At 65.5% G+C, this 22615-nt stretch carries 20 protein-coding genes; 10 read left to right on the top strand and 10 right to left on the bottom strand.

Annotated elements, in window-relative coordinates; genetic code table 11:
• Positions 1-303 precede the first annotated feature (303 nt).
• A complete protein-coding gene (gene tyrS, locus ACQGNJ_RS02615) occupies positions 304-1515 on the bottom strand; it encodes a tyrosine--tRNA ligase (RefSeq protein ID WP_426687675.1) in 1212 nt (403 codons plus the stop codon).
• Between the two features lie 181 nt (positions 1516-1696).
• Between tyrS and ACQGNJ_RS02610 the strand changes: the two genes are divergently transcribed.
• Positions 1697-3142: an OapA family protein gene (locus ACQGNJ_RS02610; protein ID WP_426687674.1), complete on the top strand. Its 1446-nt coding sequence runs from the start codon at positions 1697-1699 to the stop codon at positions 3140-3142.
• Between the two features lie 13 nt (positions 3143-3155).
• Positions 3156-4289, top strand: coding sequence for an anhydro-N-acetylmuramic acid kinase (locus ACQGNJ_RS02605; protein ID WP_426687673.1), 1134 nt, complete (start codon positions 3156-3158; stop codon positions 4287-4289).
• On the opposite strand, the gene ACQGNJ_RS02600 is transcribed toward ACQGNJ_RS02605, so the two are convergent.
• From ACQGNJ_RS02600 to ACQGNJ_RS02590, 3 genes are all read right to left on the bottom strand, one after another.
• Positions 4259-4570 carry a hypothetical protein gene (locus ACQGNJ_RS02600; protein WP_426687672.1) on the bottom strand — a complete coding sequence of 104 codons (312 nt, stop codon included), beginning with the start codon at positions 4568-4570 and terminating at the stop codon, positions 4259-4261. The genes ACQGNJ_RS02605 and ACQGNJ_RS02600 overlap by 31 nt on opposite strands.
• 153 nt (positions 4571-4723) lie before the next feature.
• Positions 4724-6034 carry an AmpG family muropeptide MFS transporter gene (locus ACQGNJ_RS02595; protein ID WP_426687671.1) on the bottom strand — a complete coding sequence of 437 codons (1311 nt, stop codon included), beginning with the start codon at positions 6032-6034 and terminating at the stop codon, positions 4724-4726.
• A complete protein-coding gene (locus ACQGNJ_RS02590) occupies positions 6024-6794 on the bottom strand; it encodes an exodeoxyribonuclease III (RefSeq protein WP_426687670.1) in 771 nt (256 codons plus the stop codon). Before ACQGNJ_RS02590 ends, ACQGNJ_RS02595 begins: the two co-directional genes overlap by 11 nt.
• Positions 6795-7016: 222 nt before the next feature.
• Here ACQGNJ_RS02590 and pyrE point away from each other — a divergent pair, with 222 nt between their 5' ends.
• Together pyrE and ACQGNJ_RS02580 are read left to right on the top strand one after the other, a co-directional pair.
• Positions 7017-7664 (top strand): orotate phosphoribosyltransferase, encoded by a 648-nt coding sequence (gene pyrE / locus ACQGNJ_RS02585; RefSeq protein WP_426687669.1) that lies wholly within the window; start codon positions 7017-7019, stop codon positions 7662-7664.
• 127 nt (positions 7665-7791) lie between these two features.
• The gene (locus tag ACQGNJ_RS02580; protein WP_426687668.1) at positions 7792-8439 is read left to right on the top strand and encodes a DUF4124 domain-containing protein; all 648 of its coding nucleotides are present in this window, start codon (positions 7792-7794) and stop codon (positions 8437-8439) included.
• Between the two features lie 109 nt (positions 8440-8548).
• On the opposite strand, the gene ACQGNJ_RS02575 is transcribed toward ACQGNJ_RS02580, so the two are convergent.
• The 3 genes from ACQGNJ_RS02575 to coaBC form a co-directional block, all read right to left on the bottom strand.
• Entirely contained in the window at positions 8549-10888 is a 2340-nt protein-coding gene (locus ACQGNJ_RS02575; protein ID WP_426687667.1) for a phosphomannomutase/phosphoglucomutase, read from the bottom strand.
• A 61-nt stretch (positions 10889-10949) separates the two neighbouring features.
• The gene (gene dut, locus ACQGNJ_RS02570; protein ID WP_426687666.1) at positions 10950-11408 is read right to left on the bottom strand and encodes a dUTP diphosphatase; all 459 of its coding nucleotides are present in this window, start codon (positions 11406-11408) and stop codon (positions 10950-10952) included.
• The gene (gene coaBC, locus ACQGNJ_RS02565) at positions 11405-12610 is read right to left on the bottom strand and encodes a bifunctional phosphopantothenoylcysteine decarboxylase/phosphopantothenate--cysteine ligase CoaBC (RefSeq protein ID WP_426687665.1); all 1206 of its coding nucleotides are present in this window, start codon (positions 12608-12610) and stop codon (positions 11405-11407) included. Before coaBC ends, dut begins: the two co-directional genes overlap by 4 nt.
• 98 nt (positions 12611-12708) lie before the next feature.
• Here coaBC and radC point away from each other — a divergent pair, with 98 nt between their 5' ends.
• The 4 genes from radC (at position 12709) to ACQGNJ_RS02545 (ending at position 17069) form a co-directional block, all read left to right on the top strand.
• Positions 12709-13380, top strand: coding sequence for a RadC family protein (radC, locus tag ACQGNJ_RS02560; RefSeq protein WP_426687664.1), 672 nt, complete (start codon positions 12709-12711; stop codon positions 13378-13380).
• 512 nt (positions 13381-13892) lie between these two features.
• Positions 13893-15581 (top strand): arginine--tRNA ligase, encoded by a 1689-nt coding sequence (gene argS / locus ACQGNJ_RS02555; RefSeq protein WP_426687663.1) that lies wholly within the window; start codon positions 13893-13895, stop codon positions 15579-15581.
• Positions 15581-16282 carry an SPOR domain-containing protein gene (locus tag ACQGNJ_RS02550; protein ID WP_426687662.1) on the top strand — a complete coding sequence of 234 codons (702 nt, stop codon included), beginning with the start codon at positions 15581-15583 and terminating at the stop codon, positions 16280-16282. Before argS ends, ACQGNJ_RS02550 begins: the two co-directional genes overlap by 1 nt.
• A gap of 31 nt (positions 16283-16313) precedes the next feature.
• Complete coding sequence (locus tag ACQGNJ_RS02545) at positions 16314-17069, top strand: SDR family NAD(P)-dependent oxidoreductase (protein WP_426687661.1); 756 nt, start codon at positions 16314-16316, stop codon at positions 17067-17069.
• Between the two features lie 90 nt (positions 17070-17159).
• Here the strand turns inward: ACQGNJ_RS02545 and ACQGNJ_RS02540 are convergent, their stop codons facing one another.
• Complete coding sequence (locus tag ACQGNJ_RS02540) at positions 17160-17948, bottom strand: 3-hydroxybutyrate dehydrogenase (protein ID WP_426687660.1); 789 nt, start codon at positions 17946-17948, stop codon at positions 17160-17162.
• Between the two features lie 110 nt (positions 17949-18058).
• Positions 18059-19948, bottom strand: coding sequence for an arginine decarboxylase (gene speA / locus ACQGNJ_RS02535; protein WP_426687659.1), 1890 nt, complete (start codon positions 19946-19948; stop codon positions 18059-18061).
• 281 nt (positions 19949-20229) lie between these two features.
• Here speA and speE point away from each other — a divergent pair, with 281 nt between their 5' ends.
• Complete coding sequence (gene speE, locus ACQGNJ_RS02530; protein WP_426687658.1) at positions 20230-21099, top strand: polyamine aminopropyltransferase; 870 nt, start codon at positions 20230-20232, stop codon at positions 21097-21099.
• 90 nt (positions 21100-21189) lie between these two features.
• Here speE and ACQGNJ_RS02525 read toward each other — a convergent pair whose 3' ends face one another.
• Entirely contained in the window at positions 21190-21384 is a 195-nt protein-coding gene (locus ACQGNJ_RS02525; protein WP_426687657.1) for an antitermination protein NusB, read from the bottom strand.
• 159 nt (positions 21385-21543) lie between these two features.
• Between ACQGNJ_RS02525 and ACQGNJ_RS02520 the strand changes: the two genes are divergently transcribed.
• Positions 21544-22575, top strand: coding sequence for a hypothetical protein (locus tag ACQGNJ_RS02520; RefSeq protein WP_426687656.1), 1032 nt, complete (start codon positions 21544-21546; stop codon positions 22573-22575).
• The last annotated feature ends 40 nt before the right edge of the window (positions 22576-22615 follow it).

Here is a 22615-nt window from a genome sequence, read left to right as displayed (position 1 = left end):
TGTCAAAGATCGTTCGCTTGCATCCCGTTTCCGGTTTGCGCCCCAAGACGTTTCGTCCTAGGTGAGCCGCCCATTCTACATCGCTTTTCCCTACCGTCAACACCCTCGGTGACGCTTTTTTCGAGGTCCCGGCGGTCCGTCTTGCGACGTCTGGGCGACTGCGGGCCGCGAATAATACGACGTGGGCGTGTTTTGGCAAGGGCTTGTGTAGAGAAATTTCACGAAACAAGCGCAAGTTGTTGTCAAGGATGGCAATTTTTCTTCAATGCCGCCCTGCCATCAGCGCCTCAACCAGGCCTGTGATCACTGCGGATCGAGCTTTATCCGCGCGAAGTTGCGCTTGCCGACCTGGAGTACGCCCTCAAAGCCGGCGTGAAATACCCGTTGCGCGTCTTCCACCACTTCGGCATCGATGCGCACGGCACGTTCCTTCAGCTTGCGGCTAGCCTCGGAGTTGCTGGCGGTCAGTCCCGCTGCGGTGAGCAGCGCAGCCAGGCGCAGCCCCTCTGGCGAAACGGACAGACATGTCTGCGGCAACAAGGAGGTATCGCCCTCGCCGCGCACCACGGCATGCCAGCCGGCAACCGCCCGCTCGGCGGCCTCCCCACCGTGGAAGCGTTCGGCCAGTTCCCGCGCCAGCCGCAGCTTGGCATCTCGCGGGTTGAGTGTCCCGCTGGCCACTTCGCTCTTCATCGATGTCAGCTCGTCCAGCGCCACATCGAAGCTCAGCAGCTCAAACCAGCGCCACATCAGGTCGTCGCCGATCCTCATGGTTTTGGTGACGATGTCGATGGCCGGCTCGTTGATGCCGATGTAATTGCCCAGGGATTTGGACATCTTGTTGACGCCATCCAGCCCTTCGAGCAGCGGCATGGTCAGCACGATCTGCGGCGGCTGGCCGTGATGCTCCTGCAGCGCCCGTCCCATCAACAGATTGAATTTCTGATCCGTACCGCCGAGCTCCACGTCAGCCCGCAGGGCGACCGAGTCATAGCCCTGGACTAGCGGATACAGGAATTCGTGGATCGCGATCGGCTGCTGCGCCGCATAGCGCCTGGTGAAGTCGTCACGCTCAAGCATGCGCGCCACGGTGTGCTGGGCTGCCAGCCGGATCATGTCGGCGGCGCTCATCTGGCCGAACCACTCCGAATTGAAGCGCAGCTCGGTCTTTTCCCGGTCCAGCACCTTGTAGACCTGTTCGGCATAGGTCTCGGCGTTGGCCAGAACGTCCTCGCGGGTCAGCGGTTTGCGCGTGACGTTCTTGCCGGTCGGATCGCCGATCATCCCGGTGAAGTCGCCAATCAGGAAGATCACCTGGTGGCCGAGGTCCTGGAACTGCCGCATCTTGTTCAGCAGCACCGTATGTCCGAGGTGCAGATCCGGCGCGGTCGGGTCGAAACCCGCCTTGATTCGCAACGCACGACCGCTCTTGAGGCGCTCGGCCAGGTCTTCCCGCTTGATGATCTCGTCGGCGCCACGCGCGATGGTGGCCAGCGCCTGCTCAAGCTCGCTCATGAAGAATTTTCTCTGTGTTGATGGAAATGGGCGGCGGCCGACAATGTGACCGTGCCGTCAACGTTAATTGTGTGTTAACAAGGAATGTGTTGCAAACCCTTGATGGAAAAGGCGTTGACGCCCTTTGCACATGACCGTTATGGTACGTCCAGTTCGTACTTTGTAACGTGGGCGATACAGCATGGCAGAAGAAAAGCAGGGGGCGCGGCAAACCCGCAAGCAGGCGATCTGCCGCAAGGCACAGCGTCGACACTCCAACTTCTACGAACGCTGTGCCCATTGGTCGTTCAATCGTTCGGGCGAGATCGAGCCGATCCGCTGGCATCGCGAACGGCTGGTACTGGCCGGCACCGCCTTGCTGATCACCGTGTTGTCCGGCTTCATCATGCCGGCCTGGGCCAGCGCGATGCGGCCCGCACCCACTCCAGAAATCCATTCGCTGCTTCCGCTGGCCTTGCCCAAGGTGGCAGCGGCCAGCATCACCACGCCGACCGTGGATGACTGGCAGGTGGTACGCGTGCAGCCGGGCCAGACGCTCTCTGACATCTTCAATGCGCGCGGCCTCGGCATGACCGATCTGCAGCGCGTCCTGGACGCCGCCGGCACGGCGAAGTCCGCGTTGCACAGCATCCGTCCGGGTCAGGAATTCGACTTTCTGCTCGGCAGTGACGGCAGCCTGAAGGGTTTCCGGTTCGACCAGGACCAGGCCAGCCGCGCGATCATCCGTCTTGATGGCGCACAGCCCACGCTGGCGATCCAGCAGCGTGACATGGACCTGCGCGAACAGGTTGCGCACGGCGTCATCCGCAGCAGCCTGTACGCTGCCGGCGATCAGGCGGGCATGGACGCGGCGATGGTCGGCAAGCTTGCCGACCTGTTCAAGTACGACATCGATTTCGTGCAGGACCTGCGCGAAGGCGACAGCTTCACCGTGATTTACGACGACATCTATCGCGATGGCGTGCGTTACGGCCAGGGCAACATCATCGCGGCCGAATTCGTCAACCAGGGCAAGCGCTACACTGCCTATCGCTTCAAGAAGGGTGATGGCAGTTACGGCTGGTACAGCGAGGACGGCCGGCCGATCCAGAAGTCATTCCTGCGCATCCCGGTCGATTTCACCCGGATCTCGTCCACCTTCAGCACGGCGCGCCTGCATCCGATCCTCGGCCGCATGCGTGCGCACAAGGGCGTCGACTATGCCGCGCCCAGCGGCACGCCAATTCACGCCGCCGGCGACGGCGTGATCAAGTATCACGGCTGGGAGCGCGGCTACGGCAACTTCGTGGTCATCCAGCACGACAAGACCATCAGTACCGCCTACGGCCACATGTCGCGCTTCGTGAAAGGCCAGCATGTGGGCGAGCGGGTGCGGCAGGGCGAGGTGATCGGCTTCGTCGGCATGACCGGGCTGGCCACTGGCCCGCATCTGCACTATGAGTTCCGCGTCAACGGCCAGCAGCGCAATCCGCAGACGGTGACCCTGCCCAAGCCGGAACCGCTACCCGCCGCGCAGATGGCGCGGTTCAAGGCCGAAGTGGTCAAGCCGCAGTTGGCGCGCCTTACCGAGCTGGACAGCCGCATCAAGCTGGCGCGCGCCAGCGCACCCGCCAATCACGACAACTGAGCGGCCACAGCCCGTGGGTGACGATGCCTCGGCAACCTACCTCGGACTGATCTCCGGTACCAGCGCGGACAGCATCGATAGTGTGCTGGTCAGCTTCCATCGTGGAGTGCCGCGCTTGCTGGCCAGCCATTCGCATCCGTGGCCGACTGCGTTGCGCGAGCGGATGCTGACGCTGGCGCAAGGTGAGTCCGCCCTCGAACTGGACGCTCTGGGACGGCTGGATGTGGAGATCGGCCACGGCTTTGCCGACGCCGCACTGGATCTGCTCGAACAAAGCGGCACGCCGGCGGCGGCGGTCCGCGCGATCGGCTCACACGGGCAGACCCTGCGTCATCGCCCCACCGGCCGATATCCGTTCACCCTGCAACTGGGGGATCCCAGCATCATCGCCGAGCGCTGCGGCATCGAGGTGGTGGCCGACTTCCGTCGCGCCGACGTGGCCGCCGGCGGGCAGGGCGCGCCGTTGCTGCCCGCGCTGCACGCCATGTTGCTGGCCCAGCCGGGCCGCACGCGGGTCGTGCTGAATCTCGGCGGCATCGCCAACATCACCGTACTGGGTGCCGATGGCAGCGTGCTTGGCTTCGATACCGGCCCTGCCAACGGCCTGCTCGATGCCTGGTGTCTGCGCCAGCGCGGCGAATCGTTCGATCGCGATGGGGCGTATGCCGCCAGCGGACGACACGACGAAGACCTGCTCAACGAATTGCTCGGCGACACTTACTTCGCGCTGGCGCCACCGAAGAGCACGGGGCGTGAGTACTTCCACCTTGGCTGGCTGGCAACCCATTCGCGGCTGGCGGCACTGGTACCGGCCGACATTCAGGCGACCTTGCTGGAATTGACGGCGCGCAGCGTAGCCATGGCCATCGCGCAGCATGCACCCGACGCCCAGGAAGTGCTGGCCTGTGGCGGCGGCGTGCACAACGGCAGGCTGATGCAACGGCTGGCCGAAGTGCTCGCCCCCAGCACGCTGTTGAGCACATCGCGTTATGGCGTCGACCCCGACTTCCTCGAAGCGACCGCCTTCGCGTGGCTGGCGCGCCAGCGCCTGCTGGGACTGCCGGGCAACCTCCCTTCGGTGACCGGTGCCCGTGGACCACGAGTACTGGGCGCGGTTTATTCCGCGCCGACGGCAGGTTCGTCGTAACGAATCCGCTCCGGCGCCAACTGGGTCGGCCGCGTACGCGCCAACGCGCGCAAGGCTTCCTGGAACACCCCTTGCTCGGCGTCTTCCCAGTGCCCGTCGAGCGTACCGAAGGTATCCGGATCGCGCTGGCTTTCGCTGAATTGGTGGGCAGCCGAAATGCCCAGCCCACTGCGCAATGCCTGCAGCATCACGTCATTGATGGAACAGTGGCGGTGTTTGGCCAACGCCCTGATGCGCTCGGTGAGCAGGCTGTCGACATGCTGCAAGATCAGGTCCGGCACAAGCGTCACTCCATGTTACACATGCCCTGTGTGGCCGATGTTGGCACGGCTCTGGCGCGACGCGCTGTGCTGACGCCCGAATCCGTGGACTAATTCGCAGTTGCCTTGTGCGCGGTGTCGCGCCGGGACGTCTGCCGACGCAATCTTCAGCCGCTAACGCTCGCTGGTCAGCCGTACGCGTTCGACGCCGCGAAAATATCGCCACAGCCACGCAAACAACATCATCGACGGCAGCACCGCCAGCACGGTGATCACGAAGTAGCCGCCGTATCCCGTCGCTGTGGCAATGCCTCCGGCGAAAAAGCCAAGCAGCTTGCCGGGCAGGTTGACCAGCGAACTGAGCAACGCGTATTGGGTTGCCGTGTGCTGCCGATTGACCAGTGACGACAGGAACGCCACGGTCGGCGGCCCCAGCATGCCCAGGGTCAGGTTTTCGCCGGAGATCACCAGGGTCAGCACCAGCAGGTTGCCCGGATGGGCGATCAGCAGCAGGTAGAGCAGATTGCTGCAGCCACACAGCACGATGGTGACGCCCAACGGGCGCCAGGCACCCCAGCGTGCCACCGCAGCGCCGCCGAGAAACACGCCGACAATACCGATCCAGATGCCGTAGATCTTGGTGATCGTGCCGATCTCGGTCTTGGAGAAGCCCATGTCGCGGTAGAACGGGCTCATGATGCCGCCGATGGTCGCCTGCTCCGGCATCTTGAACAGCAGCAGGAACAGCAAAGTGACCAGGGCCAGCACCCAGCCGTAGCGACGGAAGAAGTCGGCGAACGGGTCGATCACGCTTTCGCGCATCGCATCACGCCAGCGCGCTGCCCGCACGCGCAACACGTCGGGTTCGCGCGCCATCAGCGTGGTCGCCACTGGCACCGCCATCGCCAACGCCATCAGCGCGTACACCGTGCGCCACGACAGGTGGTCAGCCAGGATCAGCGCCACCGCGCCGGCCAATAGCAAGCCGATCCGGTAACCCAGCGAATAGGTCGCCACCAGCGCACCCTGTGCCTCGATCGGCGCGATTTCGATCCGGTAGGCATCCACCGCGATGTCCTGGGTCGCGCCGAAGAATGCCACCACCAGCGTGGCCACCACGAACGGAACCAACTGGACCGGGGTAAGCAATGCCATCGCCAGCAACCCGACCACCACGCCAAGCTGCGCGAACAGCAACCAGCCACGACGCTGACCGAGCCGCGCGAAGCCGGGAATCCGACCGTGGTCGAGCAGAGGCGCCCAGACAAACTTGAACGCGTAGGTCATGCCGGCGCTGGCGATCATCGTGATGTCGGCCAGCTTGATGCCATTTTCCTTCAGCCAGTAGGCCAGAGTGCCGGCCACCAACAGGAACGGCAATCCCGAGGAGAAGCCGAACAGGAACATCGTCCACGCCGCCGGCTGGGCAAAAGCACGCCATACCGATGGTTTGGCCGGACGTGCCGGCGCGGACTCAGTCGGCATAGTCGACGATGTAAGGCGCGTGGTCGGAGAAGCGTTCGTCGCGATAGATCGAACACGCCTTCAGGCGTTCGCGCAGCGACGGCGTGACCACCTGGTAGTCGATCCGCCAACCCACATTGTTCGCACGCGCCTGACCGCGGTTCGACCACCAGGTGTATTCGACGGCGTCCGGCTTGATCGCGCGGAAGCTGTCGACCCAGCCGCGCTGCTGGAACAGCAGATCAAGCCATGCGCGCTCTTCCGGCAGGCAGCCGGAGTTCTTCTGGTTGGACGACCAGTTCTTGATGTCGTTCTTCGTGTGCACGATGTTCCAGTCGCCGCAGATCACGTAGTCACGACCGCTCTTCAGCCATGCATCGAAGATCGGCGTGATCCACTCCATCGCCCGGAACTTGAACTGCTGGCGCTCGTCGCCGGAAGAACCCGAGGGGAAGTACAGCGACACCACGCTGAGGTTGCCGAAGCGGGCCTCGATGTAGCGGCCTTCGTTGTCGAATTCGTCCCAGCCCAGTTCAGTCAGCACCTGGTCGGGCTCGCGCCGGGCGTAGATCGCCACGCCGCTGTAGCCTTTCTTGCTGGTCGCATCGCGGTAGAAGCAATGATGACCGTCGGGGCGGAACATCGGGTCGCTCAACTGCTCTTCCTGCGCCTTGGTTTCCTGCAGGCAGACCACGTCCGGGTCCTGAGTACGCAACCAGTCGAACACGCCCTTGGTCGCGGCCGAGCGGATACCGTTGGCATTGAGGCTGATGATGCGCATGGATGCTCCCGAAGCGAATGAGCCATCATAACAATCATGCATGCCGACCCTGCCATCCGCGTTGCCCGGCCGATGCCGTCGGTGCACCGCGCGCCGTTGACCGTGACCCGCCGGAATGCGGCGGCTTCACCGTCGACGCCGCGCGGTACCATTGCGGCCGCTCCGGGCCACGGCATCCGTGGTGCCGCGAGCTGCCCTGAACCCGACTTGCGCGAGATGACCATGCACGCTTATCAACGCGACTTCATCGAACTGGCCTTGCAGCGCGACGTGCTGCGCTTTGGCGAGTTCACCCTGAAGTCCGGGCGGCTCAGCCCATATTTCTTCAACATGGGCCGGATGGATTCCGGCGCCGCACTGGCCCGGCTCGGCCGCGCCTATGCCGCCGCCCTGGTGCAGGCCGACATCGGCGTGGACATGTTGTTCGGACCGGCCTACAAGGGCATCGCGCTGGCCGCCGCCACCGCCATCGCGCTGGCCGAGCAGCACCAGCGCGACCTGCCCTGGGCCTACAACCGCAAGGAAGCCAAGGCACATGGCGAGGGAGGCATGCTGGTGGGTGCACCGCTCAAGGGCCGCGTGCTGATCGTCGACGACGTGATGACCGCCGGTACCGCGGTGCGCGAATCGCTGGAACTGATCCACGCCCACGGCGCCACACCCGCCGGAGTGTTGATTGCGCTGGACCGGCAGGAACGCGGCCTGGGCGAACGTTCGGCCGCCCAGGAAGTTGCCGCCGATCATGGCATTCCGGTCATTGCGATCACCTGTCTCGATGACGTGCTCGCCTATGCCGGCGAGCATCCGCAGTTCGCCGCCGAGCACGCGCGGCTGCTCGCCTACCGCGAGCGCTACGGGGTTCAGCCCTGAGTTCACACACCGCCGATAGACTGCCGCGACACCGATCACAACAGCCGCGCTTGCCCCGGCATCCTGCCCGGGCACCGGCTATCCAGTGCGGTGGCCACGGCTATACTGGCCGGCAAGAGGGAAATCCATGCGCAAACCATTGCTCATCATTGCTGCGATCGTTCTTGGCGCGAGCCTGACGGCGCACGCCCAGAACAACGGCAGTCTTCGCTACAAGTGGCACGACGGCCAGGGGCTGGCGCATTTCAGCGACAGCCTCACCGCCGAGGCGATGAAATATGGCTATGAGCTGGTCAACGACCGCGGCATGGTGGTGCAGCGCGTATCGCGCCAGCTGAATGCGCAGGAGCGCGCCGCCGCCAACAAGCTGGCCGCCGAACAAGCCGCGAAAGACCGCGTCATCCAGGATCGCGCGAACGCCGACGCACAGATGCTGGCGGCCTATCCGGATGAAGAGTCCTATCAGATCTCGCTGCAGCAGGGGCTGGACACCATCGACCAGCAGATCCACACCACCCAGATCAATCTGCGCAGCCAGGAAAAAGCACTGACCGATCTGCTCAGCCGTGCCGCCGACATCGAGAACGGCAAGGACACCGTGCCGAAATTCCTGGCCGACAGCATCGCCAAACAGCGCAATGTGGTGGCCGAGCTGCGTCAAACCATGCAGCGCCAACAGGCGCTGCGCGCGCAATCCGTGCAGCAGCAGACCCAGTTGATGGCCCATTACCGCGAGGTCAAGGCGGCGCAGGACAAGCAGCGGTCAGCCGAGTAGGGCACCCCGTCTTGCGATCGTTTCAGGTGCCACCGCGATGCCTGGCTGCACGCACGGCACCGCCGCCATCCCCCGTCCCGTCGCTGCGGGATGAGCAGGGTTTGTCGAGCTAGAACGGCAGCTTCAGCTTGAGGTCCACCGCCAGCAGCTGCTGGCGGAACACCTGCTGGATGCGGGCAAGCGCCGCGGCGTTGTCCGCCTCGAAGCGCAGCACCAGCACCGGCGTGGTGTTGGACGCACGCACCAGACCCCAGCCGTCGGGCCAGTCCGCGCGCACGCCATCGATCGTGATCAGCGAGGCATCCTCGAAGTTCGCCTGCTGACGCAGTTTGTCCATGAACCGGTACTGCTCGCCCTCGGCCAGCTCGACCTTCAGTTCCGGCGTCGACACGCTCTTGGGCAAGGTGGCGAAGATCTGCTCCGGACTGCGCCCCTGCAGGTCGCCGGCAAGGATCTCCAGCAGCCGCGCAGCCGCATAGATGCCATCGTCGAAGCCGTACCAGCGCTCCTTGAAGAAGAAGTGCCCGCTCATCTCGCCTGCCAGCTCCGCGCCGGTCTCGCGCATCTTGGCCTTGATCAGCGAATGCCCGGTACGCCACATCAGCGGACTGCCACCGGCATCGAGCACCTGACCCTTCAGATGGCTGGTGCACTTCACGTCGTAGATGATCGTGGCGCCGGGCTGGCGCGACAGCACATCACGCGCGAACAGCATCAGCAGACGATCGGGATAGATGATCTCGCCTGCCTGCGTCACCACGCCGAGGCGGTCGCCATCACCATCGAACGCGATGCCCAGGTCGGCGCCGGTTTGCCGCACGGCAAGGATGAGATCTTCCAGATTGGCCGGCTCGGAAGGGTCCGGATGATGGTTCGGAAAGCTGCCATCGACGTCGCAATACAGAGGAATCACGTCGCAACCCACGCCTTCCAGTACCTGCGGTGCGATCGCGCCGGGAATGCCGTTGCCGCAATCGACCACGATCTTCAAGCGACGTTCGGCGAGCACGTCGGAGACGATCTTCTCGATGTAATCCGGCGCCACGTCGACCTGGCGCAGGCCGCCGGCGCCACCGCTGGTGAGTGCCCCACTGGCGATGCGCTGGTACAGGTCCTGGATCGCACCCTCGGACAGGGTCTCGCCGCCCACCACGATCTTGAAGCCGTTGTAGTCGGGCGGGTTGTGGCTGCCGGTGACGGCAACGCCGCAACCGGTGTTGAAGCGGTAGGCGGCGTAGTACACCAGCGGGGTCGGCACGGCGCCCACGTCGATCACATCGATGCCCGCCTCGCGCAAGCCATCGGCGAGGGCACCGGCCAGCTCCGGCCCGGATAGCCGACCGTCACGGCCGACCACGATCTCGCGCAAGCCCTTTTCGCCCATCAGCGTGCCGATCGACTGGCCAAGCACATGCGCCACCTCCGCACTCAGCGTCTTGCCCACCACGCCACGGACGTCATAGGCGCGGAAAATGCCGGGATCCACGCGGGTCGAGGCGCTGACCGGGGGCGCCGATGGCGCCGGCGGCGGCGCGGACGGTGGGCGAACCCGTGCCGCCACATCCGACGCAGTTGGTAGGGCCGAGACCAGCGGCAAGTCATCCACCGGCTCCGCCACCGCCACTTGCTGGCGGCGCAGGCGCAGCCAGCAGAGGTAGCCGCCGCCGCCCAGTCCGATCAGGGCGAGCAGGGCGCTCAATACGGTGGAGCGCGGCAACACGATGAACGCGCGGGGAAGGCCTGCGCCCACGCTGAACGCGCTGCCGGCGACCGGCTTGCCGGCCGTCTCGATTTCAGCCGAGGCTGAGCCATTGGAAAAAAGTTGTATGTAGCCGCTGTCGTCGCCCTGGCGCAGCTCGAGTCGACCGCCAGCGGGAGAGATCGCGTCGAAGCGCCGCTTCATCGGCGCGAACGGCAATTCAACCCAGGCCCAGGCCTGGGTCTGCTGCGGCAATCCCAGCGGAATCACCAGGCTCAGGCGGCGGTCGCCGCCGCCGTAGGAAACACTCTGCGCTGGCGGCAGGCCATCGGCACTTTGCGCCGCCATCAACTGGGCGGCCTTGGCATAGCCGAACTCGCGATAGTTCGCGCGCAACACTTCGGCCAGGTCACCGCTGTACAGCTCAAGCTTCTTCGCCTGCGGCAATTGCTGGCGCAACGCGGCGGCCGATTGCGCCGGGTCGCTCATCAACGTCGTCGGGTCCACCCCGGCCAACACCTTTTCAACCGAATGGCGCTGGTTGGCGATCTCTGCGGACATCGCCTTCACCGCCTGCTCCTGGGCCTGGTGGACACGGTCGATCGCACTGCCCTCGTCGGCAATCAGCCAGGTCTGCCAGGTACAAAACAGGCCGATCAGCAGAAGCACGGTGGCACCGGCAAGCGGCAACAATGTCGACCAGTCGACCCTGAAGTTGCTGAAGCGCTCTTTCGCGATGTTCAACGCCATATTCCGCCCCTGCGGCTGAAGCTGCAAAGCGGGTTCGATGTTCTCGAACCGGCTCGTCGGTCTATCGGGTGCCGGTCGAACCGAACCCGCCGTCGCCACGCTGGCTGGGTGCGAACTCGGTGACGATGTTCAGTCGCGCCTGCGCCACCGGCACCAGCAGCAACTGCGCAATGCGGTCACCTACGGCGATGGTGTACGACTCACGACCGCGATTCCAGCACGAAATCATCAAGGGTCCCTGATAATCGGCATCAATCACCCCGACCAGGTTGCCCATCACCAGCCCATGTTTGTGGCCCAGACCCGAGCGCGGCACGATCAGCGCGCACCAGTTCGGGTCGTCGATGTGGATCGCGATGCCGCTGGGCACCAGTGCGCTGTCACCCGGCGCCAACGTCAGCGGCTCGTCCAGCGCAGCGCGCAGGTCCATGCCCGCGCTGCCGGACGTGGCCGCCTGCGGCAACGGAATGCTGTCGCCCAGACGCGGGTCGAGGATCTTCATCGCCACATCGATGTTCATGCGCGAGTGGCCCGATAGCGCTCTGCCACCCGGGCGATCAACTGCCGCGCCAGCTCCGCCTTCGCCGCCCGCGGCAACTCGACCGAACCGTCGGACCAGTAAAGTGTCAACGCGTTGTCGGCCGCCTCGAAACCGAGACCGCCGCCCACCTGATTCGCCGCAATCATGTCCAGCCCCTTGTGGCGCAGCTTGCCCTGCGCATACGTGGACACATCATGCGTCTCGGCGGCAAATCCGACCAGGAACGGGTGCGCGGTTTGCGTCGAAAGGCTGGCCAGGATGTCGGGGTTTTCGCCGAGATGCAGCACCAGCTCGCCGCCGTCGCGCTTCTTCAGCTTCTGCGCGGAGACCGCCTGCGGGCGATAGTCGCCGACCGCCGCCGCGCCGATATAGATATTCGCCTGCGCTGCGGCCTCCAGCACTGCCGCATGCATCTGCGCCGCGCTGCGCACGTCGACGCGTCGGCTGACCCCCCTCGGTGTGGCCAGACTGACCGGCCCGGCCACCAGGGTCACCTCGGCCCCCGCTTCGATCGCTGCCGCGGCAACGGCGAAGCCCATCTTCCCCGAGCTGCGGTTGCCGATGAAGCGCACCGGGTCGATGTCCTCGTAGGTCGGCCCGGCACTCACCACCACCTTGAGCCCGGCCATGGAGCGATCCCCGAACGAGGCGGCCAGCGCATCGCGCAATTCGTGCGGTTCCAGCATGCGACCGCTGCCGACGTCGCCACAGGCCTGATCGCCCACCGCCGGTCCCAGCAGTTGTGCGCCGTGCTGGCGCAGGGTGGCGATATTGGCCTGCACCGCCGGATGCGCCCACATTTGCTGGTTCATCGCCGGCGCCAGGTACAGCGGCGCGGCGCTGGCCAGGCACAGCGTGGTCAGCAGGTCGTCGGCCATGCCGTGTGCCAGCCGCGCCAGCAGGTCCGCACTGGCTGGCGCCACCAGAATGCGTTCCGCCCAGCGGGCCAGTTCGATATGACCCATCGCCGCCTCCGCCTGGGCGTCCCACAAGCTCACCCGCACCGCCTGGCCGGACAGCGCCTGGAAGGTGGTGGGGCTGACGAAGTGGGTCGCACCCTCGGTCATCACCACGCGGACCTCGGCATCGAGGTCGCGCAGGCGACGAACCAGCTCGCAGGATTTGTAGGCTGCGATGCCGCCGGACACTCCCAGCAGGATGCGACGTTGGGCAAGACTCATATGTAAGGCGGGCCTGACAGACGGGCAGAGGCCTAGCTTACCGGATTCACCCCCGCCCACCGCTGCCTGGTTCGGAGTCGCTCCGGCAAGTTCATCGCATGAGTATCCGCGACTGGCCCGAGGGTGAACGTCCCCGCGAAAAACTGCTGGCGCGCGGCAGTGCGGCACTGTCCGACGCCGAACTGCTGGCGGTGTTGCTGGGCAGCGGCAGTCGCGGCAAGGACGCCCTGGCGCTGGGCCGTGAGTTGCTCGCCAACGCCGGCAGCCTGGGCACGCTGCTGGCGCGCCCGGAACAGCAGATCCGTGCTGGCGGGCTGGGTCCGGCCAAGCGCGCGCGCATCGCCGCGGCGCTGGAACTGGCCCGGCGCAGCCTGGCTGAACAGCTGCGGGACAAGCCGAGCCTGGGCAATCCGCGCGACAGCGGCGACTACCTGCGTGCCCGCCTGCGCCATCTGCCGTACGAGGTATTCGGCTGCCTCTATCTGGACAATCGCCACCGCGTGCTGGCCTTCGAGGAGTTGTTCCGCGGGACCGTCGACGGCGCCAGCGTGCATCCCCGCGAGGTGGTCCGCGCCTGCCTGCAGCACAACGCCTGCGCGGTGATCTTCGCCCACAACCATCCTTCCGGCGTGGCCGAACCCAGCGCCGCCGACCGGGCGATCACCCATGAGCTGCGCGACGCCTTGCAACTGGTTGGCGTGCGGGTGCTCGACCACCTCGTCATCGGCAGTGGCGAGCCGGTCTCGATGGCCGCCCGCGGCCTGATCTGAAGCCCGCCCGGGCGCTGCCGCCGACCCACAAAAAGACGGCGTGGCACAAGCCACGCCGTTAGGCCGATTGGGGGAGAAGGAGAGAGCGGCGTCTCCGTTTGCCAGGATCTGGAGGGGAGGTCATCTCATGGCCAGGCTAGTGTCGCAGCGCCGCATGACAAACCGGAGACACTTCACCCGATCAAAGGTGCCGCCAAGTTGTCGAAACTTATGCACAAAACGGTGACATGGGCCTCTGGCAGGCACGCCCTCATTACCACCTGAACTTCTTCACTCAAACTACTGAAATATTTCAATAATTTCTTTTGTCAGCGATATGGATGGCGGCCAACGGCAAACAGCGGGCCGCGGCGAGCCGCTTTCCCCACAGACTTATCCACAAGCATGCACGCCGCGCCGCAACAAGCGCGGACGCTTGCCCGCGCACGGCGGCTGCCAGCCCATACGGGCGCGTTTCGGCGGCATGGCGGTCTGTTAGGATTGGCGGTTCCATCACGAAACCGACTCCACACGTGAAAGAACAGCTGCGCGAACTGGTGCTGCAGGCGATCAAGTCCCTGCAAGCCGATGCCACCCTGCCGACCGACCTCGACCTGCCAGGCTTCGTGATCGAACGCGCGCGCAGCCGGGAACACGGCGATTTCGCCTGCAATGCGGCGATGCTGCTGGCCAAGCCGGCGCGCGCCAAGCCACGCGAACTGGCGGAGAAACTGGTCGCTGCACTGCCGGCCAATGCGCTGGTGGACAAGGTGGAGATCGCCGGCCCTGGCTTCATCAATTTTTTCCTGACCGCCGGCGCCTGTCACGCCGAAGTGCGCCGGGTCATGGACGAGGGGGATGCCTACGGGCGCAACGCCAGTGGCGCGGGCAAGACCGTCGGCGTGGAGTTCGTCTCGGCCAACCCGACCGGCCCGCTGCACGTGGGCCACGGCCGCGCCGCCGCCATCGGCGACTGCCTCAGCCGCCTGCTCGATGCCACTGGCTGGAACGTCAAGCGCGAGTTCTACTACAACGACGCTGGCGTGCAGATCGCGAACCTGGCAATTTCAGTCCAGGCGCGTGCCCGCGGCGTCACCCCCGAGGACAGCAGCTGGCCCGAGAACGGCTACCGCGGTGACTACATCGCCGACGTGGCGCGCGCCTACCTTGATCGCGAAGCGGTGGTCGCCGACGGCGAAACGGTGGTCGGCGCCGGCGATGTGGACGATATCGATGCGATCCGCCATTTCGCCGTGGCCAGCCTGCGCCGCGAGCAGGATCTGGATCTGCAGGCGTTCGGCGTCGGCTTCGACACGTATTTCCTGGAATCGTCGCTGTACAGCGACGGCAAGGTTGAGGAGACCGTGCGCGAGCTGGTCGCGCACGGTCACACCTATGAGGAAGGCGGCGCGCTGTGGCTGCGCAGCACCGATTTTGGTGACGACAAGGACCGCGTGATGCGCAAGTCCGATGGCACCTACACCTACTTCCTGCCCGACGTGGCCTATCACCTGAGCAAGTGGCAGCGCGGCTACCAGCGCGCGATCACCGAGCTGGGTTCGGACCACCACGGTTCGCTGGCGCGGGTGAGGGCCGGCCTGCAGGCGCTCGACGTAGGCATTCCGCAGGGCTGGCCGGAATACGTGCTGCACCAGATGGTGACCGTGATGCGCGGCGGCGAGGAAGTGAAGATTTCCAAGCGCGCTGGCAGCTACGTCACCCTGCGCGACCTGATCGACGAGGTCGGCCGCGATGCCACCCGTTACTTCCTGATCTCGCGCAAGAGCGACTCGCAGCTGGTGTTCGACGTCGACCTGGCCCGTTCGCAGTCGAACGACAATCCTGTCTATTACATCCAGTACGCGCATGCGCGCGTGTGCAGCGTGCTGCGCCAGGCGCCGGAGAAGGGCTTCACCTTCGATCTTGCCGACGGCCTCACGAATCTGGCCCGGCTGGACAGCGAACACGAGCAGATCCTGCTGACCGAGTTGACCAAATACCCCGAACTGGTCGAGGCGGCCGCGGCCAATCTGGAGCCGCACCTGATCGCCAGTTGGCTGCGCGAACTGGCCAACGCGTTCCACACCTACTACAACTCGCACCAGTTCCTGGTCGAGGACGCCGCGTTGCGCAACGCGCGCCTCGCGCTGGTGGTGGCGACGCGGCAAGTGTTGAAGAATGGTCTGGATTTGCTGGGCCTGAGCGCCCCGGAGAAGATGTAATGGCAGCACGCAAGGGCAAGGGCCGACAGGCCGTGCGCAATGGCAGCAACGGTTTCCCCGGCTGGGGTTACGCGGTCATCGGCCTGCTCGCCGGCGCGATCCTGATGGCCGTGATGCTGCGCAGCAACCTGCTGACCAGCCTGCGCAAGGCCGACGGGCCGCAAGCCAACCCGCAAGCCACCGCCGAACATGGCAGTGCGCCGGGCGTGCTTGAATCGGGCAGCACCGAGGCTCCGCCGAAGAAGCCGCAGTTCGACTTCTATTCGGTGCTGTCGGAAAAGGAAGTGCGCATCCCCGATGCCGAGATCAGCGCGCAGGCGCGCGTGGAGCAGCAGCAAAAGCAACAGGCGGCGCAGCTTCAGGCGCAGCAGGCGGCGCAGGCAGCTGCCCCGACAAATGCACCGCAAGCTGTCACCCAGAACGTCACCGCCGCACCGGCCAGTACCGTCACGCAGCCCGGTGCCGGCAGCGGCTACCTGCTTCAGGTGGGCGCGTTCCCGAACGCCTCCGACGCCGAGACACTGAAGGCGAAACTGGCTCTGCAGGGCTTCGTCGCCAACGTGCAGTCGGTCAGCATCAGCGGGCAGACCTATCATCGGGTCCGGCTGGGGCCGTTCCGTTCGGCCACCGACCTGGAATCGACCAAGCAGCGCCTGGCCGGTGCCGGCATCAATGCGATCGCATTGAAAGAAGGTCGCTGAACCAGCTCCACCCTTTCAGGACGTTACCCGCATGAGCCTCAAGACCGCGTGGATCACCGGCGCCAGCTCCGGCTTTGGCGCCGCCGCCGTGGAACGCTTCGTGGCGGGCGGCTGGCGGGTGATCGCCAGTGGCCGCCGCGCCAGGCGACTGCAGCAACTGGTGGACCGGCATGGCGCCGAACGCGTGCACGCCACCGCGTTCGACATGCGCGATGAGACCGCCATGCGCAAGGCCCACGCCGAGCTGCCACCCGCATTCGCCGACGTCGACCTGCTGGTCAACAATGCCGGACTGGCACTGGGCACCGTACCGGCGCAGCAGGCCGATCTGTCGCAGTGGAGGCAGATGATCGACACCAACGTCACTGCCCTGGTGACGATGACCCACCTGCTGCTGCCGCAGTTGATCGAACGCCGCGGCGCGATCGTCAACATCAGCTCGATCGCCGCCAGCTATGCCTATCGCGGCGGCAATGTCTATGGCGCCAGCAAGGCCTTCGTCAGTCAGTTCTCGCAGAACCTGCGCACCGACCTGCATGGCACCGGCGTGCGGGTCAGTTCGATCGAACCTGGCATGGCCGAGACCGAGTTCACCCTGGTACGCACCGGCGGCGACCAGGCCGCGTCCGACAAGCTTTATGACGGCGCCCACCCGATCACCGCCGGTGACATTGCCGAGACGATCTGGTGGATCGCCAACCTGCCGCCGCACCTCAACGTCAATCGCATCGAGGTGATGCCGGTGAACCAGTCGGCCGCCGGACTGCAGGTGCACCGCGACTCGTAGGAGCGCACCCTGTGCGCGATGCTTTTTCTACGTGTCCGACGAAGGGCATCGCGCACAGGGTGCGCTCCTACAGTTTCGAGACAAGCCGTCTTATTGCATGAACCAGCCGTGGCTGACCACGATCGACTGACCAGTCAGTGCCGCCGACGGGAAGCTCGCCAGGTACAGCGCGGTCTGCGCGATGTCCTCGACGGTGGTGAAGGTGGCATCGACGGTGTCCTTCAACATCACGTTGCGGATCACCTCGTCTTCGCTGATGCCCAGCTCCTTCGCCTGCTCGGGAATCTGTTTCTCGACCAGCGGCGTGCGCACGAAGCCCGGACAGATCACGTGCGAGCGCACGTTGTGCGGCGCGCCCTCCTTGGCCAGCGTGCGGGCCAGTCCGAGCAGCCCGTGCTTGGCGGTGACATAGGCGGACTTCAGCTTCGACGCCTCATGCGAATGCACCGAACCCATGTAGATCACGATGCCACCGCGATCATCCTTGTACATGTGCTTCAGCGCGGCCTTGGTGGTGAGGAAACCGCCATCCAGATGGATCGCCAGCATCTTCTTCCAGTCGGCGAAGGCGAACTGATCGATCGGGTTGATGATCTGCACGCCGGCGTTGGAAATCAGGATGTCCAGCTGGCCGAACGCAGCGACCACCCTGTCGGTGCCGGCGTTGACCGCGTCTTCGCTGGTGACATCCATCGCCACGCCGATCGCCTTGCCGCCGGCCGCGTTGATTTCCGCGGCGACCTTGTCGGCGGCTTCCTGCTGGATATCGGCGATCGCCACGCTGGCGCCGTGCTGCGCGTACAACTGGGCAATCGCCTTGCCGAGGCCGCTGGCCGCGCCGGTGATCAGGGCGACCTTGCCGTTGAGACTTGTTGTCATGCGTTGCTCCTGTAGCGAGGTGATTTGCCTGCAGGAGCGCACCCTGTGCGCGATGCTCTTTCTCCCGGGTCCGGTAAAAAGCATCGCGCACAGGGTGCGCTCCTGCACGGTTATTCGATGTCTTCGGCCAGGTAGGTGTACGCGGTGAGGCCGCCATTGAGCGCGTCGTACAGCTGCACGGCTTCATCGCCAGTCACGCCGGCGCTGGCAATGCGTTCACGGTAACTCTGCCGCAATGCCTCCAGGTCGTAGCCGACGTAGTCGAGCATCAGGTCGGTGGTATCGCCACTGCGCTTGTGCGCAAACACGTAACCATCGCCGTCGACGCGCACGTTCACCGCATCGGTGTCGCCGAACAGGTTGTGGATGTCGCCCAGGGTCTCCTGGTAGGCACCGACCATGAAGATGCCGAGCCGGTAGCTCTCGCCGTCCTTCAAGGCGTGCAACGGCAGGCTCACGTCGACACCTTCGGCGTCCACGTAGTGATCGATGCGGCCGTCCGAATCGCAGGTCAGGTCGACGATCACGCCGCGCCGGGTCGGCTCCTCGTCGAGCCGCGCGATCGGCGCGATCGGAAAGATCTGGCCGATCGCCCACACGTCGGGAATCGATTCGAATACCGAGAAGTTGACGAAGTACTTGTCGACCAGCTTCTCGTCCAGCTCGTCGAGCGCAGCACGATGCGAGCGCTCGGCGGGCAACAGGCGGGTGCGAACGGCACTGGCGATCGCGTAATACATCTCGTCCAGCCGTGCACGGTCGGCCAGCGCCAGCTGGCCCAGCGCGTACAGGGTCTGGCCTTCGCTCAGGTGATGCTGGGCCTCGTGGAACAGTTCCAGCGCCGGGCGACGATCCAGCTCCGCGTATGTTTCGCGCAGGCGCCGCAGCACCGCCGGCTCGTCTGCGCAAGGCGGCGCAATGGCGCCGGTGGGCACCTGTTCAACCTCCGTCACGTTGACCACCAGCACGGCGTGGTGCGCGGTCATCGCGCGGCCGGCTTCAGTGAGGATGTGCGGTGCCTGCAATCCTTCGGCAAGCACCGCCTCGGCCAGCGACTGCACGATGGTCGAGGCGTACTGCTCGATCGAGTAGTTGATTGAGTTGTGACTGCGCGAACGCGAGCCTTCGTAGTCCACGCCCAGCCCGCCGCCGACGTCGACGATCTCCAGCGGCACGCCCATCCGCTTCAGTTCGACGAAGTAGCGGGTGGCCTCGCGCATGCCGTTGGCGATATCGCGCACGTTGGAGATCTGCGAGCCCATGTGGAAGTGCTGCAGCTTCAGCGTGTGCTTGAGGCCGGCCGCGTCGAGCCGCTCGATCAGGGTGAGCACCTGGTTCGGCGACAGGCCGAACTTGCCCTTGTCGCCACCAGTGTTCTGCCACTTGCCGGCACCGATCGAGGCCAGCCGCACGCGCACGCCAAGCAGCGGTTCCACACCCAGCGACTGCGCCTCGCTGAACACGTGATCCAGCTCGGACAGCTTCTCGATCACGATGTGCACGCGCAGGCCAAGCTGCTTGCCGATCAGCGCCAGGCGAATGTATTCGCGATCCTTGTAGCCGTTGCAGATCACGATGGAACCGGGCCGCGCCATCGCCAGCACCGCCATCAACTCCGGCTTGGAGCCGGCCTCCAGGCCGAAGCCATGGCTGCCGGCGGCGACCAGCTCGCCGGCCACGCCGCGCTGCTGGTTGACCTTGATCGGGTAGATCGCGGTGTAGCCGCCGGCATAGCCATGCTCGGCGATCGCCTGGGCGAACGCGCCCTGCAGGCGCGCCAGCCGGTCGGCCAGAATGTCGGGAAAACGCACCAGCAGCGGCAACCGCAGGCCTTCCGCGCGCGCGCGGTCCACGATCTGTGGCAGCGACAGCGCCGGGCCATGCACGCCGCGCGGGCGCATCACGATGTCGCCGGCGCCGTCCACGTCCACATAGCCATCGCCCCAGTGGGGTACGGCATAGGTGTGGCGCGCAGCGTCGGTGTTCCAATGGTTCGCCATGGTGAGAGATCTCCTCGATGGAAAAGGACGATGTCGTCGCAGCGGCGAGCCTTGACGTCTTGCTCAACGATGGAGCACGCGTCCGAGCGACCGGAAGCCTCGCACGCCGCGGGGCCGATCGGACTGGTCGGCCGCCGGCGCCTGGCGCGCGTGGCCGGCCGCCATTGTAATGGGCTGCTGTGACGATGGGGTGGCTGGCCGCCGCTGGCGGGACGTTGACGGCGGTTGTCGCTACAATGGGCAGTCTTGCTTCCCCACCCGGCACGTCAGGAACGTCCACCATGTCGCAGCAATCCACCTCGCATGAAACCAGCTGGTTCACCGAAGCCCATCAGGCATCTGGTTCCTCCATCGGTTTCCGCACCGAGCAGTTGCTGCACGCGGAGAAGACCCCGTTCCAGACCATCGAAATCCACAAGACCACCGACTGGGGCAACCTGATGGTGATCGATGGCTGCGTGATGCTGACCACTCGCGACAACTTCTTCTATCACGAGATGATGACCCACCCGGCGCTGTTCACCCATGCGCGCGCCAAGCGCGTGGTGATCATCGGCGGCGGCGATTGCGGCACGCTGCGCGAGGTGCTCAAGCACGAGGAAGTCGAGTCGGCCGTGCAGGTGGAAATCGACGAGCGCGTGACCCGGCTGGCCGAGCAGTACTTTCCCGAGCTGTGCGAGTCGAACAACGACCCGCGCGCCGAGCTGCTGTTCATCGACGGCATCAAGTACATGGCCGAAGCCGAGCCCGACTCGCTGGACCTGGTGATCGTCGACTCGACCGATCCGGTCGGTCCGGCCGAAGGCCTGTTCAACGCGGCGTTCTACACCAGCTGCTTCAAGGCGCTGCGTCACGGCGGCCTGCTGGTGCAGCAGAGCGAGTCGCCGCTGGCGCACATCGACCTGATCAAGTCGATGCGCTCGGCGATGCGCACCTGCGGCTTCAGCGCGGTGAAAACGTTGCCGTTCCCACAGCCGTGCTATCCCACCGGCTGGTGGAGCTGCACGATGGCGCGCAAGGGCGGCGACCTGTCCGGTTTCCGCGAACGCGGCGCTTCAGCCAAGAACTTTCCCACCCGCTATTACAACGCCGAAATCCACAAGGGCGCTCTGGCCCAGCCGGAATTCATGCGCGAGGCGCTGGGCGAATAGCCGGGATTTGAAATTCGGGATTCGGGAAAGCCGCAGGCTGCGATTCTTTCGAATCCCGAATCCCGAATCCCCAATCCCGAATCCCCGCACTCAAAACATCTTCGAGCGCACCTTCGGCAGCAACACCAGCAGCAAGGTCGCCAATGGGCCGCCCAGCAGAGACAGCAGGAACCACAGCAGCCCGCTGCGGTTCTTGCCTTGCGCCAGCGCGGCGTTGATCAGGGCAAGCGTGCCCCAGCCGACAAACCAGGGTGCGCCGTCGGCCCACGTCGACAGATGATTCACTAAGCGTCTCCCGAGGAAAGATCATGGGGGCGCGGCCCTGCGCCGGGGATATCCATCCTAACAAGCCTTGTGAAGGTGGCGCGTTTTCGTCGTCGGCCGGATCAGCCACGCTTAATCTGCGACAGGTATGCTGCACGCTTTGACTGCGGAAGCACGCCCATGCTGCACGGACTGCGTCACCTCGCCCTCGTTTGCTCCCTGTCATTGCTGGCCGCTCCGGCATTCGCCGCCAAGACCAGCCCGGCCGACAAGGCAAGCGCGCCCAGCGCGGCGGCGCAGGCCCGCGACAAGGCGCAGCTCGCCTTCCAGCGTGACCTGGTCAGCGTGCTGGCGCCGGGGGGCGATCCGATGCGACTGCTCGGTGCGGCCCTGCTGGCGCGACCGCTGTTCAACCAGCCGCCCAGCAACAGCTTTCACCGCCTGATCGAACGTGCCGCGCAGGCCGAAGGTGCAGGTGCGGCGATCAGCTGGGTGCAGCTGGCCGATTGCGACGGCGAGGCCGACAACTGCCCGAACAGCGCCGCGCTGGACAAGCTGCTGACGCAGGCTCCGGACAACGCCGCCATCTGGCTGGTCAAGCTGGGCGCCGATGCGCGTGGCATGAAGCAGGACGATGCCCGTGAAGACCTGGCCAAGGCCGCCGCGGCGAAGCTCTACGATGATTACAGCGGCGCCAGCCTGCAGGCGCTGGCCAGCTCGATCGGCGTACTGCCGCCGCCGGCCGACATCCTGGATCCAGCTCACCCGGGCGGCGCCGTGGGCGCGCAGACCGTGCTGGTGTTCGGACTCGCCGACAGCCAGCCACAGCCAAGCCTGCCGCTGGTGGCCAAGCTCTGCGAGAACGCTGGCAAGGACGCCTCGATCAAGTCCGACTGCCTGGCCCTGGGCAAGACCCTGGAGTGGGGCTCCAGTCCTCTGGCCCGCTCGCTCGGCCTGCATCTGCGCGAAGTGCTGGCCGACGATCCAGCCGCCCAGCTGGAAGCGAAGAACGCCCGTCGCACGCTGATCTGGCAGGTGCAGAGCTTCACCCAGTTGCTGGCGCGCGCGCCGGACGATGCGGCACTGGCACAGCAGCTGCTGGCCCTGGCGCGCAAGGGCGGCACCCAGATGAGCCTGCAACTGGCGGCGCTGCGCGAAAACCATGTCCCGGTGGATCCGCCGGCCGACTGGCAGCCGCGCAAGGCCGAATAACCGCGAGCGAGAGCGCGCGCTGCCCGGCGCCTGCCGCGGT

It is taken from the genome of Rhodanobacter ginsengiterrae (genome assembly GCF_050026815.1).
GTDB lineage: Bacteria > Pseudomonadota > Gammaproteobacteria > Xanthomonadales > Rhodanobacteraceae > Rhodanobacter > Rhodanobacter ginsengiterrae.
Note: the sequence above shows the minus strand (reverse complement) of the source record. Positions and strands in the feature narration are given on the sequence as shown.

Coding starts and splice junctions, on each gene's coding strand:
- tyrS (WP_426687675.1), bottom strand. CDS start 1,515: ATGAGCGAGCTTGAGCAGGCGCTGGCCACCATCGCGCGTGGCGCCGAC.
- ACQGNJ_RS02610 (WP_426687674.1), top strand. CDS start 1,697: ATGGCAGAAGAAAAGCAGGGGGCGCGGCAAACCCGCAAGCAGGCGATC.
- ACQGNJ_RS02595 (WP_426687671.1), bottom strand. CDS start 6,034: ATGCCGACTGAGTCCGCGCCGGCACGTCCGGCCAAACCATCGGTATGG.
- ACQGNJ_RS02590 (WP_426687670.1), bottom strand. CDS start 6,794: ATGCGCATCATCAGCCTCAATGCCAACGGTATCCGCTCGGCCGCGACC.
- pyrE (WP_426687669.1), top strand. CDS start 7,017: ATGCACGCTTATCAACGCGACTTCATCGAACTGGCCTTGCAGCGCGAC.
- ACQGNJ_RS02580 (WP_426687668.1), top strand. CDS start 7,792: ATGCGCAAACCATTGCTCATCATTGCTGCGATCGTTCTTGGCGCGAGC.
- ACQGNJ_RS02575 (WP_426687667.1), bottom strand. CDS start 10,888: ATGGCGTTGAACATCGCGAAAGAGCGCTTCAGCAACTTCAGGGTCGAC.
- dut (WP_426687666.1), bottom strand. CDS start 11,408: ATGAACATCGATGTGGCGATGAAGATCCTCGACCCGCGTCTGGGCGAC.
- coaBC (WP_426687665.1), bottom strand. CDS start 12,610: ATGAGTCTTGCCCAACGTCGCATCCTGCTGGGAGTGTCCGGCGGCATC.
- radC (WP_426687664.1), top strand. CDS start 12,709: ATGAGTATCCGCGACTGGCCCGAGGGTGAACGTCCCCGCGAAAAACTG.
- ACQGNJ_RS02550 (WP_426687662.1), top strand. CDS start 15,581: ATGGCAGCACGCAAGGGCAAGGGCCGACAGGCCGTGCGCAATGGCAGC.
- ACQGNJ_RS02545 (WP_426687661.1), top strand. CDS start 16,314: ATGAGCCTCAAGACCGCGTGGATCACCGGCGCCAGCTCCGGCTTTGGC.
- ACQGNJ_RS02540 (WP_426687660.1), bottom strand. CDS start 17,948: ATGACAACAAGTCTCAACGGCAAGGTCGCCCTGATCACCGGCGCGGCC.
- speA (WP_426687659.1), bottom strand. CDS start 19,948: ATGGCGAACCATTGGAACACCGACGCTGCGCGCCACACCTATGCCGTA.
- speE (WP_426687658.1), top strand. CDS start 20,230: ATGTCGCAGCAATCCACCTCGCATGAAACCAGCTGGTTCACCGAAGCC.
- ACQGNJ_RS02520 (WP_426687656.1), top strand. CDS start 21,544: ATGCTGCACGGACTGCGTCACCTCGCCCTCGTTTGCTCCCTGTCATTG.